Raw genomic sequence first — 15,402 nt, forward strand, 5'->3', positions numbered from 1 at the left:
CGATGACCGAACATCTCCGCCTGACCCGTCGCGGCTTCGTCGGCGCCGCCGGAAGCGGGCTCGTCGTCGCCTTTTCGATGGCCCGTGCCGACGCGCAGGCGGGCGGCGAGGCCGACGTCACCTCGACCGAGGGCTTGCCCGGAAGCCTGGGCGACATCTCGCAGCTCGACAGCTGGATCCGGATCGACCCGGAGGGCGCGATCACGGTCTTCACCGGCAAGGCCGAGCTGGGACAGGGGATCAAGACCGCGCTTCTCCTCGTCGCCGCGGAGGAACTGGGCGTCGCCCCGGGCGAGCTCGAGATCGTGTCTGCCGACACCGCGCTCACCCCCGACGAAGGCTATACCGCCGCCAGCCATTCGATGGAGGAGAGCGGCATGGCGATCCGCGTCGCCGCGGCGAACGTGTACCTCCTGCTGCTCGAGGCGGCCGCGGAGCGCCTCGGCGCCGATATCTCCGAACTTGAGGCGCGGGACGGCGAGATCCGCGGGCCGGGCGGTACGCTCTCTTACGGCGCGCTTGCGGGATCGCTCGACCTCGCGGTCGCCGCGCGGCCCGATGTGCCCTTGCGCGATCCTTCGGATTTCAGCGTCATGGGCGGGGAGATGACGCGGATCGACATTCCGCCGAAGGTCACCGGGCAGCCGATCTTCGTGCAGGACCTCCGCCCCGAGGGCATGGTCCATGCGCGCATCGTCCGTCCGCCAAGCCCCGGCGCCACGCTCACCGCCCCGAACGCGGACGATGTGGAGACGATGCCGGGCGTGGTCACAGTCGTGCGCGACGGCAATTTCCTCGCGGTCGTGGCGGAACGCGAATGGCAGGCGATCCAGGCGATGCGCGCCCTCGAGGATGCGGCCGAATGGGAGACCCCCGCGACCCTTCCGCGGCAAAGCGACATCCATGCCTGGCAGCGCGACAACGTCAGCGAGGTCGGGACCGTCGACGCGGCGGGCACACCGGAGGTGGGCGAGGCCCGCAGCGTGCGCATGACCTTTACCCGCCCCTACACGCTCCACGGCTCGATCGGACCCTCCTGCGCGGTCGCGGTGATGGAGGGGGAGGACCTGCATGTCTGGTCCCATACCCAAGGCGTCTATCCCGACCGGGCCGCGATCGCGGAGATGCTCGGCATGGAGCCGGACCGCGTGCGGGTGAGCCATGTCCAGGGATCCGGCTGCTACGGCCATAACGGTGCCGACGACGCGGCGGCCGATGCGGCGCTGGTGGCGCGTGCGGTTCCGGGCCGACCCGTTCGCGTGCAGTGGATGCGGGAGCAGGAACATGCCTGGGAGCCGTTCGGGCCCGTGATGTCGATGGACGTGGCGGGGCAGGTGGACGAGGAGGGTCGTATCACCGACTGGACCTACGACCTCTGGTCGGGCAGTCATGTCGCGCGGCCCGGCGGAGCGAACAAGCTCCTGGCCGCCAACCACCTCGCCGATCCGTTCCCGTTCGAGCTGCCCGACCTGCAGATCGTGCCCCCCGGCCTCGGCGACCGCAACGCCGTGCCGCTCTACCAGATCCCGAACAAGCGGATCCTCTGGCATTTCGTGAAGCCCATGCCGATGCGCACCTCCGCGCTCCGGGCGCTCGGGGCGCATGCGAACATCTTCGCGCTGGAGAGCTTCGTCGACGAGCTCGCCCTCGTCGCGGAAACCGACCCGGTCGAGTTCCGACTGCGCCACCTGCAGGACCAGCGGGACCGCGACGTGATCGAGCGGGCCGCGACGGAGTTCGGTTGGTCGCAGGACCCGCTGCCCCGCAACGAGGGCCGCGGATTCGCCTTCGCGCGATACAAGAACCTCGCGGCCTATTGCGCGCTCGCCATGCGCATCACGGTTGAGCCCGAGACGGGCCGCGTCCGCGTGCACGATGTCGTCGCCGCCGTGGATTCCGGCGAGGCCGTTCATCCCGACGGCATCCGCAACCAGACCGAGGGCGGTATCGTGCAATCCCTAAGCTGGACGCTCTTCGAGGAGATCGTCTTCGACGAGACGCGCGTGACCTCGATCGACTGGTCCTCCTATCCGATCATGCGCTTCGGCAGCGTGCCGGAGCGGATCGACGTGCATGTGATGGACCGTCCAGGCGACCCGTTCCTCGGGACGGGCGAAGCGGCGCAGGGGCCCACGGCCGCCGCGCTCGGCAACGCGATCCGGTCGGCCACGGGGGTCCGGATGAAGGATCTGCCGCTTTCCCCGGATCGCCTCGCCGCCACGCTCGGCGTGTAGGTGCCGGGCATCCCTATCGAAGCCCGACCCACCCCCGATCGTCGGTAAAGGCGCGTGCCGGAGAAATCCGGGCAGGTTCGTAGTCGTCCGGCCCACCGCCCGGTTCCACAAGCGCCTCCCGGGACGCCGCAATTAGGATGTTCGTAAGTCCGTTCGGCCCGACCTCGCCCTGTTCGACCTCGACATGCGGGTAGAGGCTTTCGAGCACGGCATGGACACCACGGACGAGCGACCCGTCGGGCCTGTCGATGAGGTTCACGTAGACCGGGCCGTCGACGATCTCCCGCAGGCGCTCGAAGGTCTCCCGTGTGACCAGATGAGCTGGAACCGAGTTCGAGGAGAAGGCGTCCACGACCGCGGCATCGAAGCGACGGCTGGTCCGGTTCAGGTAGACCCGCCCATCGGCATGAACGATGCCCAGCCGACCTTCGGTGTCCGACGACGCACCGGACGCAACGTAGCCCGTCCGCTCGATCGCCGCAGCTGCCCGGGGCAGGTTCTCTTGCACCACCTCCGTGACGAGCGGATCGATCTCCACCGCGACGGCCCGTGCGGCCGGACGGGACGCGAGCAGCGACGCCGGCAGCGAATAGCCCCCTCCGCCGATGAAGAGCACCGTCGGGGCGCGGTCGAGGTCCCGGTTCATCCGCGCCCAGATCCGGCGGGTATAGGGCAAGGCAAGCTCGGGAGCGGTTCCCGTCCCGCCATCGGTTCCGGCGATCGGCTCGGCCGCCTGTGCGATCCCGTCGGAATAAAGATAGACCGTGTCGCCATCCTCGACGACCCGGAGGCAGGAGAGACCGGATTCGTACTCGCAAACCGGATCGCCCGCGATCCCTGCGAGGCCGACGAAGCATGCCGCCGAGACGACGATGCCCGTCGGCGGTCCGGACCCGGCATTCGGAGCTACCGGATCCTTGTCATCAGGCAGCGGGAGGTTTCGAACGAAGATCAGGCAGAGCAGGGCTGCCGCGCCGCAGGCCGTGAAGGTCGCCGCCGATCCGATGAGGGGGAGGGCGAGAAACCCGGCGAGGATGGCCCCGAGGATGGCACCCACAGATCCTGCCGCGAGAACGACGCCCAGGGACGATCCCTCCCGACCGGGGCGCGCCTCGATCGCCGCCTTGGCGAGGAACGGGGACGGGATGCTGACGCAGACCGATGCGGGAAAGAACGCGACGATCACGCTCGCGATCATGCCGCCCGTGCCGCGCGCGCCCCACGATTCCATGAGCCCGAGCGCCGCCGGCGAGAGGGCCATCAGGACACCCGTCGCGACGAGCGCCGAGCGGACAGTGCCGATCGCGGTACGGCGGGGGCGTTCCGCGACGAACCCACCCAGGGCGCTGCCAAGCGAGAAACCTGCAAGGACCGTGGCGATCACCACCGTCCAGGTCAGGAGCGAGGTTCCGAAGAAGGGCGCAAGCACGCGGCCGGCGGCGATCTCGTAGGTCAGGCCGATGGCCGACAGCACGAGAATGAGGCCGATGGCAATCCAGAACCGCATGTCGTTCTCCCAGGGGCTTCGGTGCTGACGAAGATCGGTCTTGCCGGGAACGGATCGAACGTCCTTGCCGGATCGCACGTGATAACGAGGATATGCCGCGATCTCGCATTTCCATATGTCCGCGCCAAGTCGAATGGCGATATCCGCGACATTGCTTCTACTTTACCTAACGACAATGTTTTCAGCATCTCGATCCAAACGCCGGACCGGCAGATCGTACTACGTATCCGGTCGTGAAGTTCGTCAGATCCCGTTCTGGGATCAGCGATCTCCCTCCGAGCGAAAACTAGCGCCATGCGGGCCGGGACGTGCCGTTCGCCTCATGCGGGTCGTTCGATCGGGGATAGCCGCCATAACGTCGCATCCCCGCTCATCGGACCCGATATGCGCGGCGTTCCGCCCGCCGATCCGTCTCGGAAGAGGGTGGCTGGCACGGTGTGAAAGTCCTCTGCGACATCCCGTAAGTTTCAGAAATATTTCGTTTTTCGCGTCATCGTCCAGCGCGTGGAATTGCGTTCGCGTGCGAACGAGTGCCCCTTCATTCAGCCGGTTTCCGCGCAATCGCCCGCTCTGAGAGATAGGTCGTTTGCACGAGGGAATAATTGGGATACCCGCTTTCGAGTGCGCTTCGGCTTTCGGAAGCATTGATGGGATTGAATGCCAGGTCGGAATTTATGTCGGGTGCACTGTAGGACAGGCGTATAACGTTTAGGTTTGGCATTTCTTTATAAATGAAATGCCGCACCGAATTCACCGCCTCGAAATTAGAAATGTGACGTCATGCCTGAGTCTTCCGAATTCAGGCGACGGGTAAAGTGTGGGGATAAACGATGGCGATTTCGACGGATGCGATAGCCGGTCGTGTGACGCGTTTCGATATTGGATCGGAGCGCGAAATAGACTCGGCGAGGATCGTCGACGGCCCGGATAGTGGATATCTGAGCGTCGATCCCGGCAAAGAGACCCTGGCCTACGTCTCGACCGATCCGACGGCGACCGGACGGGTGAATGCGCGTGTCGAGCTGACCTTCGCGGATGGCGAGACGGAGGTCGTGGAGCATGTCCTCGATCTCAAGACCGGCCCGGAACGGTCCGGCTGGGGCGGCGGCAACGGCATCTACATGCTGGAGACGGACAGCAACGACGAGTCGATCGTCGAGACCGGAGAGAACCACCGCAAAGTCTACGTGTCTGAATCCGACGCCGCGCTCAGCCGCGCCGATATCGAGGCGATCGAAGGCAAGATCACCGGAGATTACGGCGAATGGCTCCGTGATCATCCCGAGTATGGTGGGAGCGAAGGGCGTGCGCTGGACACCGACAGTGCCATGAAGCTCTGGAACACGATCACCACCCAGTCCGAGGAGCCGACGTCTCATTGGCTGCTCTTCGAGCAGGGCTACGAATACGAACCCGGCCGGATCATCGGGCGTGGCGTATCCGGAGAGGACGGGCTGCATCCCGTCCACGTGACCTCTTGGGGGAACGGCGATCTCCCGGAACTCCAGTCCATGTTCGAGATCCTTCAGGCGCGCAGCGACTTCGTGGTCGTCAGCGACGTGGCCTTCACCGACGGTATCCGCGTCCTGTCGGGGGACAACCTGATCATGGAGGACGTCAAGTTCTCCCAGGACTTCTTCACGATGCAGGGCTCCGACCACATCACGATCCGGCAGAGCGAGTTCATCGACAATTTCCGCGATGCGCCGGTCAATCCCGGCGGGTGGGATGCGTTGAACGATCGCGTGCAGGGCGTCTATGCGTCCGACGTGGAGGGATTGCTACTCGAGCAGAACTTCTTCGACCATAGCGGCTGGGAAGCGGGCTACGACCCCGATGGGGATCCGAGCGATCCGCATCCGCCGAGCAAGTTCTCCCACAACATGTACATCCAGTACAGCACCACGGACGTGACCCTCCGCGATACCGTCAGCATGCGCGCGGCCTCCTTTGGGGCGCAGCTCCGCGGTGGTGCGTTGGCCGAGGACAACCTTTTCCTCGACAACAATGCCGCGCTCAACTTCGGTGGCGGCTACGCGGTCGGGGATCAGAAATCCGGTAATTACACCCTGCTAAACGGCAACGTGGTCACGTCGGGGGCGCACAAGGACGCCGACCGGATCGGCGCGATGACGCTCGGCATCGACGATTACGCCCGCATGTCGGCGCTCGTGTCGAACCTCGTGACCCATGTCGCCAATCCCGACGATCCCGCGGAGATCGAGCGGAAGGTCTGGGAGACCGCTGCGGTCACCGAGAACGGCAGCCGCGTCTTCGATGACACGATCGTTCATAACTGGGATACGCCGCGCTATCCCCGCGGCACCGTTCAGGAGCGCAACACCGACGGACTCGATCCCGCGGCCATGAACGAGGCCACGATCCAGAACTACGCGGCAGAACTGCTCGGCAAGTCGGATGCCACGATCGACGATCTGGCAGATTACTGGCGCGGTCTGACCGCGCGCGGCGGCGAGGTCGATATCCAGGACGTCCTCGACTTCTTCCGGGACGCCTTCGAGATCGAGACGAGTTCGCGCAGCCAGGCGACGACGCTGACCTTCGTGCCGAACGAACTTGGCGAAGGAACACGGTGGGACAACCGGCTCAACTGGGACACGGACGATCTGCCGGGATCGGTGGAAGGTGATTCGGTCGATCTGAACGGAAGCTTCGTTCAGTACCTCGGAACCACGCGTGTCGATGGCCTCGATTTCGGACCGGGCGGCATTCTCGCCGCGAATGCCGGATCGCTCTACGCGGAAAGCGTTTCCGGCGAAGGCAACCTGCAGATCCATCGCGCGGGCCAGATCTGGTTCGGCGGTTTCGAGGACGGCGCGTCAATCGACGTCACGATCAGCGGCGGCCGGTTCGTCAATGACGGCGGGATGAACGGCGCGATCGACATCCTCGCGACCGGTGGCGAGGTCGTCCTCGCGACGGGCGGCAGCCTGATGGACCTGACCGACGGCACGCTCCGGATCGACGGTGACACCGCAAAGGTCGGCTTCGATGGAAAATCCGGTTCCGCGGGCTTCGGTCTCTCCGAAGGGGGAACGCTGGAATTCGTTGCGCGTGCCGGAGAGTTCGCGCAAATCGCGGAGTTCCGTACGGGCGCGTTCCCGAGTGGCGATGTCGTCTCCCTGGTCAATCTCGATGGCGGCGATCTCGCGATCAATGCGGGCGGGATCGACGGTAACGGGAGCTTCGACCTGATCGAGGTCGATGCCCTGATCGGCACTCTGGAGGACGTGCGCATCGCCGGTCTCGGCTCTCGCGACGCGGAGATCGTGCTCGATCACGAGGCCGACATTCTGTCGCTCCGCCTAAGCGGCGGTTCCGGGCAGACCTCGATCACCGTCGTTTCCGAAAGCGATCAGGAGGCGTCATCGGCGGCCCGTCAGTGGGATGCTCTCGTCTCCGGTGTCGATCTGCCAGAAGCCGAGACGCCTGACGACACGGTCGACGTTCCGGAGGCCGAGCTTCCAGAAGACGAGGGTGCCGGCGAGCCGGACGCCCCCGAGCCGGAAGAGCCCGAGGAACCCGAGACGCCGGTCGAACCTGCCCCAGAGGAGCCCGAGGAACCCGTCGAGCCCGCGCCGGAAGAACCGGAGGAGCCCGAGACGCCGGTCGAACCTGCACCGGAAGAGCCCGAGGAGCCCGTCGAGCCCGAGCCGGAAGAGCCGACCGACACCGGGGGTGATACGGAAACCCCGTCCGACGAGGCGGACGACACGCCCGACGCCGGCGAAGAACCGTCCGAAACCGACGAGGATACCGTCGAGGCCCCGGCCTTTGTCCTCTCCGACGGAGCCGAGGGGGACAATGCCGTGATCCAGATCGCGGATCCCTCGGGCCGGTTCGACCTTGCCGACATGAACGTGGTGATCGGAACCGATGGCGGGGACGATCTCCGTGGCGAGACCGGCATCGGAAACCTGATCCGGACCGGCGGGGGCGACGACAAGATCGTCGGCCAGGATGGCATGGACTGGATCGAAGCCGGCGAGGGCAAGGACACCATCTACGGCGGTACCGCCGATGACGTCCTCTACGGCGGCGGCTCCGACGACGAGATCTACGGTCAGAACGACAACGACACGGTGATCGGCGGCGACGGTTCGGACCAGCTCTACGGAGAACTGGGCGACGACGTCGTGATCGGCGGCGCCGGGCGGGACTTCGTCGACGGTGGAGACGGGGACGACACGGTGCTGGGCGGTTCCGGGAACGACATGGTCCAGGGTCGCGCCGGGGACGATATTCTCTTGGGCGGTTCCGGAAATGACGAACTCGTCGGCGGACGGGGAGCGGACCAGTTCGTCTTCGACGTCCCGTCCGTCTCCGATCAGGACTGGTTCGATGTCGTCTGGGATTTCCAGGGCGGTCAGGGCGACACGATCGTCGCGATGGGACCCGACGCGGTCGATTTCACGGTCGACGTCACGTCCCGAATGGCAACGCTCAGCGTCGAAAGCGGCGGGGAGGATATCGAGGTCGCCTACATCTTCGGTTCCGATCTCGACGCGCTCAAGACGGTCACGGAAGCCGGGGAGTACACGATCTTCGGTTGATCCGTTCCGTGAACGACTTCGTGCCGGACCCTGTCGTCCGGCACGGAGCAACGATTTTCGACCGGGGGTTACATCGACCCTCGAAGCGCCTCTTTCGACTAAATGACCGCAGGGCAAACCCCTTGATGCATCGGATGCAGGCGGTCGGGCGAATTCCGTGCGAACACGACTTCAACGCCGCCCGGTCGATCCGGGCGGCGTTTTTCGTGCTTCAGAAGGGCAATCGCCTCTTCTGGGCGTCGTTATCTTAGAAGAGGGTCGCGCCGGCGAAGTTATCCAGAGGTTTGCGACCCCGATAATCTGCCCCGCGTGAGATGGCAGACACGTGCACCGACCAAGAGATCCGGCCGCAGGCGCGGGGCTCTCAGTTAGAGGCCCCGGCGCGTCGTGGGATCAGTTGTCGTCGTCTTCGCCGGCGACGTCCGTTAGATCGTCGAGGGAGACGTTGTCGTCATCGTCGTCGTCCTCGAGCACGTCGTCGCCCAGATCGACATCGGTCGAATCATCGTCGTCGTCATCCAGGACGACTTCATCGTCCTCGACCTGATCCTTCTTCGCGCTGTCCTTGTCGGGCTTGTCGGCGACCATCGTCCGGCTGTTCTTGCCGGTATCGAGCGTCACGACCTCGCCCGTATAGGGGCTGACGACCGGATCGCGATTGAGGTCGTAGAAGCGCTTTCCGGTCGTCGGACACAGCCGCTTCGTTCCCCATTCTTCCTTGGGCATCGAAATTCCCTTCCGTCACATTCGATTTCGCGAGATCACGGGGGCACGTGCCACAGCGCCGTGGCATAGTCAAAGCCTTTGAAAGCTGGCCTCCGGGCGGGCTCTCGCCTAGGAGGTCGATATGGGGAAAGCCGCGACGATGCGCAAGGCGATCGCCGCATTGCCGGGCGTCCCGCTCCTCGTGCGGCCGAGCGCGCAGGCGCGGCGGATCACGCTTCGCGTCTCTGCGCTCGACGGGCGCGTGACCCTCACGGTGCCGCGCGGCACTGCGATATCCACGGCGCTCGACTTCGCGGAAGACCGGGCCGACTGGATCCGCGCACAGCTCGACAGGCAGGCGCAGCCGGTCGCGGTCGTGCCGGGCGTGGTTCTGCCGGTGGCGGGCGTACCGCACGAGGTCGTCACGGCGCCCCGCGCGGGCCTCGGTGCGGGCTTCATTGCGGTCAGGCCGGACGGAGGGCCGGGCCCGCAGGCGGCGGCCCTGCTGCGCGACCATGCGCGGCGGCTTCTCGTTTCCGCGGCCGAAGGGTTCGCGGCGCGGGAGGAGCGCCGGATCGGCCGGATCACGCTCCGCGATACACGGTCACGCTGGGGGTCCTGCTCTTCGGAGGGGAACCTGATGTTCAGCTGGCGGTTGGTTCTCGCGCCCCGGCCCGTGCTCGACTACGTAGCCGCGCACGAGGTCGCCCATCTCGTCCGGATGGACCATTCGCGGGCGTTCTGGGCGGTCGTGACCCGGCTGATGCCCGATCACGCCGCACCGCGCCGATGGCTGCAGGAGCACGGGGCCGCGCTCCACGCCTGGCGTTTCGACGGCTGACAGTCTGCCCGATCAGCTGTGGATCGGGCCGTCGCCGCATGCGAGCGCGGCCTCGCGCACCGCTTCCGAATAGGTCGGGTGGGCGTGGCAGGTGAGCGCCACATCCTGCGCGGCCGCGCCGAACTCCATCGCGACGCAGAGCTCGTGGATCAGGTCTCCCGCCATCGGTCCGACGATATGGGCGCCGAGGATGCGGTCCGTCTCCTTGTGGGCGAGGATCTTGACGAAGCCGTCGGCGGCGAAGTTGGCCTTGGCGCGGCCGTTGCCCATGAAGCTGAACTTGCCTGCCTTGTAGGGCACGCCGGCTTCCTTCAACGCCTCTTCCGTCCGTCCGACGGAGGCCACTTCGGGGTGGGTGTAGATCACCGAGGGGATCACCTCGTAGTTCACGTGGCCATGCTTGCCCGCGAGGATCTCCGCGACCGCCATGCCCTCGTCCTCGGCCTTGTGGGCGAGCATCGGACCGGTGATGCAGTCGCCGATGGCGTAGATGCCTTTGACGTTCGTAGCGAAGTGATCGTCGGTCTTGACCTGCCCGCGATCGGTCATCTCCACGCCCAGTTCGTCGAGGCCGAGCCCCTTGGTCACCGGACGGCGGCCCGTCGAGACGAGGACGATATCGGCCTCGAGGCTCGCCTCGCTGTCGTCCTTCTTGAGCTTGTAGCTGACCTTCGACCCGTCGCCGGACGTCTCCACACCCTGCACGGCGGCGCCGAGGATGAAGTCGAGGCCCTGCTTTTTCAACAGCTTGTGGAAGTTCTTCTGCACCTCGCCGTCCATACCGGGGGTGATCGTGTCGAGGTATTCGACGACGGTGACCTCGGTTCCGAGACGGCGGAAGACGCTGCCCATCTCGAGGCCGATGACGCCGGCGCCGATCACCACCATTTTGGACGGGATCTTCTCGAGCTCGAGCGCGCCGGTGGAGCTGACAACGGTTTTCTCGTCGATCTCGACGCCGGGGAGGGTGGAGGTTTCCGATCCGGTCGCGATGATGATGTTCTTCGCGTCGTGGACCTCGTCGCCGACCTTCACCTTTCCGGGTTCGGGAATGGAGCCCCAGCCCTTCAGCCAGTCGACCTTGTTCTTCTTGAAGAGGAACTCGATCCCCTTCGTGTTCTGGCCGATCGTGTCGGTCTTGTAGGCCAGCATCTTCTCCCAATCGACCTTGGGCGCCTCGACCTCGATGCCCATCTTGCCGAAGTTCTCCTGCGCCTCGTGCAGCATCTCGGTCGCGTGGAGGAGCGCCTTGGAGGGGATGCAGCCGACGTTGAGGCAGGTGCCGCCGAGCGTCTCGCGGCCCTCCACGCAGGCGGTCTTCAGGCCGAGTTGGGCGCAGCGGATGGCGCAGACATAGCCGCCGGGGCCGGAACCGATGATGATGACGTCGTAGCTGGACATGGGGGACCCTCAGGCTGTTTCAGGCGTACACTGCGCGTACACGGGACGTACACCGCGCGTGCACGGGCCGTACAGCACCCGTACATACGCCGTGCATCCGATGTGTGGCGAACGTGCATCCGCCGTACACCGCCCGTGCGCACGCGTCGCGCAACGTCATAGCAGCGCGGCGAGCAGCATCAACAGCGTGGCGGCGAAACCGAGGCCCCAGATGATCGATCGTCCCGGGCGCCAGCCGTGGGCATAGGCGGGGATGTAGAGGATCCGGGCGGCGAGATAGGTCCAGGCGCAGGCGGCCGTGACCCCCGTCGATTGCCCCGAGACCGAGATCACCAGGGCGGCGATGGAAAAGAGGATCAGCCCCTCGAAATGGTTGTCGAAGGCGCGGCCGAGCCGGGCGGTGCGCTCCGAGAGCGCGCGGGACGGATCGCGGTCGCGCGCGGACATGGTGTAGCCCGGGCCGAGTTCCCGGTTCGCGGGCAGGGCGTAGAGCGCGAACTGCACGTATTGCAGAAGCGCCGCGAGGACGAGGGCGGTAAGCTCGTGGGTCATGGGGCACCTGGGGGTTCGGGCAGTATGGGCGCGGGGCGGCGGCCAGAGCGCTCTGGGAGGCCCCGGGTCGAGCCCGGGGCGGCGCGGTGACGGGAGGAGGGGGCGCGACCTGCCCCGGACTTGATCCGGGGCCTCGGCGCCGCTTTCAGACGGTGCGCAGATAATGCGCTTTCGATCCACCGATCTGGTCGCGCAGGGCGGTTTCGGAGGAGAGCCATTCCTCGACGCTTTCCCGCCCGCCGGCGTCGAAGAGGACCCAGGTTGCGGAGGCGCCCTCTTCGCGCCACATCTGGAGCTGCGTCAGTCCCGCCTGGCCGCGTCTTTCGCCCGTTTCCTGCCAGACGGACCCGAAGGCGTCGGGGTCGCTCACGTCGAACCGGATCAGCACCTGCATCTCACACCTCGCATCTGAGCGGCGCGGCGAGCAGCGTCTCCGCATAGGCCGCACCCTGGTTTTCCGTCTGCTCAACGATCTCGGACCGCGGTCGGTTCACCCATTCGCATCTCCCCTCCCGCGCGACCTCCGCCCGGGCGAGGCGGAGGCGTTCGTCGAGGCTGCGTTCCTCGCGCGGATCGAAGAGGAAAAGATGCCAGCGCGCGCCGTCGCCCGCGCTTTCGGTGGAGGCCACGTGGCGGACGGTGACGGAAGGGTCGACCGGCATGGCGCAGGCGCCCAGAAGCGGCAGCAGCGTCAACAGGCGGAACGGTCGCAGGGATGCGGGGTTGGTCCGCCGTTCAACTGGAGGATTACCTGTCATGCCGAAGCCGATCCCATTCGCAATTCTTGCCTGTTTCATGGCGGGAGCCGCCTTCGCGCAGGACGCCACGCCGCCGCCCCCGGCGCAAGGCCAAACCGGCGCCTCTCCCTCCACCTTTCCCGACGGCCCGCCGCGCGGACCCGGCAGGCCGGAGGCGCGCGGCCCCGGAGGTCCGGGTGGCGAGGGGCGCCGCGGGCCGCCGCGGCCCCGACCGATGGAGCAGGCCGCGGCGAAGGGCTTCGTCCTCGACCTCGGCCGGCACCGCAGCCTGCGTGTCAATTGCGGGGACGAGACGATGTCCGAATGCCTGCAGGCCGTCCGTCCCGTGATCGATCAGTTGCCGAGCCTGACGGGCGGGAACTGACGGGCAGCGACGGCGGCGCCTGCCGGTCGCCTCTCTATTCGGGCAGGTGGGCGACGATCCGGAGCGGGCCGCCCGATCCGCCCTCCATCTTGACGGGCAGCGCCACGACGAAGGCGCCGGTCGGGGGGAGGGCGGACATGTCGGCTACGTTCTCGAAGGCCGGGATGCCGTTCGTCATCAATTCGACATGCGCGGCGAAATCGGTCGACTGGCCGTAATCTATCGACGGCGTGTCGAGGCCGACCGCACCGATGCCCCGCTCGACGAGGAGGGCGGCCCCGTCCTCCCCGAGGCCCGGAAAGTGCAGATCCGCCACGGCGTCGGCGCCGCGCGCTGCCGTCCCCATGTATTGCTCCCGATCCGGATAGAGCCCCGCGCGACCGGTGTTCAGAAGCACGATCGCGCCTTCGGGGATCTCGCCATGCTCCGCCTCGAACGCCTCGATGTCGGCGGCGGTGACGCGGTAATCCACGTCCTCGGCCGCCTGCGCCGTGACGTCGATCACGAAAGCGGGGCCGATGAGGCGTTCGATCGGCACCTCGTCGGCGCTGTCGCCGCCCTCGGCGAAGTGGATCGGCGCGTCGAGATGCGTGCCGCCATGCTCCGAGGCGGAGAACTTGTAGGCGCTGTAGTAATATCCGCCCTCGGTTTCCCCCTCGGCCACGGTCTCCTGCTCGAACATCTCGGCGGTCGGCCAGAAGACCGCCTCCTCGTTCAGCGTGTGGGTGAGGTCGATCCAGGTTCCCGTGGACAGGTCCTGCGCCAGCGCGGGACAGGCGAGACAGACGGCGCTCGCGGCCAGGGCGTATCTGATCATGGGGGCTCCTCCGGTTTCATCCTTACCGAAGGTCACCCTAGCAGGTTCGCACGGCCCCTCAATCCCGAGGGGCCGTGCGCCGTCTCAGAGGTCCATCAGGAGCCGGCGCGGATCCTCGAGCGCTTCCTTCACGCGGACGAGGAAGGTGACCGCGCCCTTGCCATCGACGATGCGGTGATCGTAGCTCAGCGCGAGATACATCATCGGGCGGATCTCGATCTTGCCGTTCACGACCATCGGCCGCTCCTGGATCTTGTGCATCCCGAGGATGCCCGATTGCGGCGGGTTCAGGATCGGCGAGGACATGAGCGAGCCGTAGACGCCGCCGTTCGAGATGGTGAACGTGCCGCCCTGCATGTCGGCCATCGACAGCTTCCCGTCGCGCGCCTTCACGCCCATCTCATTGATCGACTTCTCGATCGTTGCGAAGGACATGTCGTCGGCGTTGCGGATCACAGGCACGACGAGGCCCGTGGGCGTGCCGACGGCGATGCCCATGTGCACGAAGTGCTTGTAGACGACGTCGGTGCCGTCGATCTCCGCGTTGACCTCCGGCACTTCCTTCAGCGCGTGGCAGCAGGCCTTGGTGAAGAAGGACATGAAGCCGAGCTTCACGCCGTGCTTCTTCTGGAACAGGTCCTTGTACTCGTTGCGGAGCTCCATCACGCCGGTCATGTCCACCTCGTTGTAGGTGGTCAGCATCGCGGCGGTGTTCTGCGCCTCCTTCAGGCGCTTGGCGATGGTCTGGCGCAGGCGGGTCATCTTCACCCGCTCCTCGCCATCCGCGTCCTCCGCGGGGGAGGGGGCGCGGGGGGTCGGCTTCGGCGCTTCGGCCTTCGGCTTCGCGCCGCCCTCGGCGGCCTTCAGCACGTCCTCCTTCATGATCCGGCCGTCCTTGCCGGTGCCGGTCACGTCGTCGGGGGAGAGGCCCTTCTCCGCCATCAGCTTCTTGGCAGAAGGCGCGTCCTCCGTGTCGCCGCCGTCCTTCGCGTCGGAGGAGGCGGAGGGTTCCGGGGCGTCGTCCTTCGGCGCGGAAGACGCGGCCGCCCCGCCCGCGAGGAGGGTCGCGAGCTTGCCGCCCGCCTCGACCGTATCGCCCTCGGCCTTGAGGATCTTGCCGAGCGTGCCGGCCTGCGGCGCCGGAACCTCCACGGAAACCTTGTCGGTCTCGAGCTCGCAGAGCATCTCGTCGGCCTCGACCGTGTCGCCTTCCTTCTTGTACCAGGTGCCGACCGTCGCCTCCGAGACCGACTCGCCCAGCGTCGGGACCATCACGTCGACCTCGCCGCCGCCCTTGGCCGTCTCGGTCGATCCGCTCTCCTCCGGCTCGGGGGTGTCGGCGCCGGAATAGCCGTCCTGCGTCTTCTTCTCCGTGCTGGCCTTGGGCTTCGTCTCCTCGGGTCCGGCATTGCCGGCTTCCGCGATGTTGGCGAGGAGCGCGTCGACGCCGACGGTCTCGCCCTCGGCCGCGACGATCTCGGCGAGTTCGCCCGCGGCGGGGGAGGGAACCTCGACCGTGACCTTGTCGGTCTCGAGCTCGCAGAGCATCTCGTCGACCTCCACGCTGTCGCCCGGTTTCTTGAACCAGCTGGCGACGGTCGCCTCGGAGACGGATTCACCCAGTGTGGGCACGCGAACTTCGGTCATGA

Annotated in this window: 13 protein-coding genes; 5 read left to right on the forward strand and 8 right to left on the reverse strand. The window is 66.6% G+C overall.

Annotated elements, in window-relative coordinates; all coding sequences use genetic code 11:
- The first annotated feature begins 2 nt into the window (after positions 1 to 2).
- Positions 3 to 2,234: a xanthine dehydrogenase family protein molybdopterin-binding subunit gene (locus LX81_RS04180; RefSeq protein ID WP_111536050.1), complete on the forward strand. Its 2,232-nt coding sequence runs from the start codon at positions 3 to 5 to the stop codon at positions 2,232 to 2,234.
- 13 nt (positions 2,235 to 2,247) lie between these two features.
- On the opposite strand, the gene LX81_RS04185 is transcribed toward LX81_RS04180, so the two are convergent.
- Positions 2,248 to 3,741, reverse strand: coding sequence for a fused MFS/spermidine synthase (locus LX81_RS04185; protein ID WP_170133842.1), 1,494 nt, complete (start codon positions 3,739 to 3,741; stop codon positions 2,248 to 2,250).
- Between the two features lie 21 nt (positions 3,742 to 3,762).
- On the opposite strand from LX81_RS04185, the gene LX81_RS21840 reads away from it, so the two are divergent.
- Positions 3,763 to 3,978 (forward strand): hypothetical protein, encoded by a 216-nt coding sequence (locus LX81_RS21840; RefSeq protein WP_146259386.1) that lies wholly within the window; start codon positions 3,763 to 3,765, stop codon positions 3,976 to 3,978.
- Positions 3,979 to 4,571: 593 nt separating this feature from the next.
- Positions 4,572 to 8,315, forward strand: a complete 3,744-nt coding sequence (locus LX81_RS04190; RefSeq protein WP_111536051.1) for a calcium-binding protein — start codon at positions 4,572 to 4,574, stop codon at positions 8,313 to 8,315.
- 393 nt (positions 8,316 to 8,708) lie between these two features.
- Here the strand turns inward: LX81_RS04190 and LX81_RS04195 are convergent, their stop codons facing one another.
- Positions 8,709 to 9,041 carry a TIGR02300 family protein gene (locus LX81_RS04195; protein WP_111536052.1) on the reverse strand — a complete coding sequence of 111 codons (333 nt, stop codon included), beginning with the start codon at positions 9,039 to 9,041 and terminating at the stop codon, positions 8,709 to 8,711.
- Between the two features lie 121 nt (positions 9,042 to 9,162).
- On the opposite strand from LX81_RS04195, the gene LX81_RS04200 reads away from it, so the two are divergent.
- On the forward strand, positions 9,163 to 9,861 hold the full coding sequence (locus LX81_RS04200) for a M48 family metallopeptidase (protein WP_234822486.1): 699 nt from the start codon (positions 9,163 to 9,165) through the stop codon (positions 9,859 to 9,861).
- Positions 9,862 to 9,873: 12 nt separating this feature from the next.
- On the opposite strand, the gene lpdA is transcribed toward LX81_RS04200, so the two are convergent.
- The 4 genes from lpdA to LX81_RS04220 all read right to left on the reverse strand — a co-directional run bounded on the left by lpdA (position 9,874) and on the right by LX81_RS04220 (position 12,509).
- Positions 9,874 to 11,262: a dihydrolipoyl dehydrogenase gene (gene lpdA / locus LX81_RS04205; RefSeq protein ID WP_111536053.1), complete on the reverse strand. Its 1,389-nt coding sequence runs from the start codon at positions 11,260 to 11,262 to the stop codon at positions 9,874 to 9,876.
- A gap of 156 nt (positions 11,263 to 11,418) precedes the next feature.
- A complete protein-coding gene (locus LX81_RS04210; protein WP_111536054.1) occupies positions 11,419 to 11,814 on the reverse strand; it encodes an MAPEG family protein in 396 nt (131 codons plus the stop codon).
- A 145-nt stretch (positions 11,815 to 11,959) separates the two neighbouring features.
- Positions 11,960 to 12,208 carry a hypothetical protein gene (locus LX81_RS04215; RefSeq protein WP_111536055.1) on the reverse strand — a complete coding sequence of 83 codons (249 nt, stop codon included), beginning with the start codon at positions 12,206 to 12,208 and terminating at the stop codon, positions 11,960 to 11,962.
- A 1-nt stretch (position 12,209) separates the two neighbouring features.
- On the reverse strand, positions 12,210 to 12,509 hold the full coding sequence (locus LX81_RS04220) for a hypothetical protein (RefSeq protein ID WP_111536056.1): 300 nt from the start codon (positions 12,507 to 12,509) through the stop codon (positions 12,210 to 12,212).
- A 61-nt stretch (positions 12,510 to 12,570) separates the two neighbouring features.
- Here LX81_RS04220 and LX81_RS04225 point away from each other — a divergent pair, with 61 nt between their 5' ends.
- A complete protein-coding gene (locus tag LX81_RS04225; RefSeq protein WP_111536057.1) occupies positions 12,571 to 12,936 on the forward strand; it encodes a hypothetical protein in 366 nt (121 codons plus the stop codon).
- A 34-nt stretch (positions 12,937 to 12,970) separates the two neighbouring features.
- Here LX81_RS04225 and LX81_RS04230 read toward each other — a convergent pair whose 3' ends face one another.
- On the reverse strand, positions 12,971 to 13,753 hold the full coding sequence (locus LX81_RS04230; protein ID WP_111536058.1) for a cyclase family protein: 783 nt from the start codon (positions 13,751 to 13,753) through the stop codon (positions 12,971 to 12,973).
- An 84-nt stretch (positions 13,754 to 13,837) separates the two neighbouring features.
- The gene (gene odhB / locus LX81_RS04235) at positions 13,838 to 15,400 is read right to left on the reverse strand and encodes a 2-oxoglutarate dehydrogenase complex dihydrolipoyllysine-residue succinyltransferase (protein WP_111536059.1); all 1,563 of its coding nucleotides are present in this window, start codon (positions 15,398 to 15,400) and stop codon (positions 13,838 to 13,840) included.
- Positions 15,401 to 15,402 lie beyond the last annotated feature (2 nt).

It is taken from the genome of Palleronia aestuarii (assembly GCF_003253995.1).
Taxonomy (GTDB): Bacteria; Pseudomonadota; Alphaproteobacteria; order Rhodobacterales; family Rhodobacteraceae; genus Palleronia; species Palleronia aestuarii.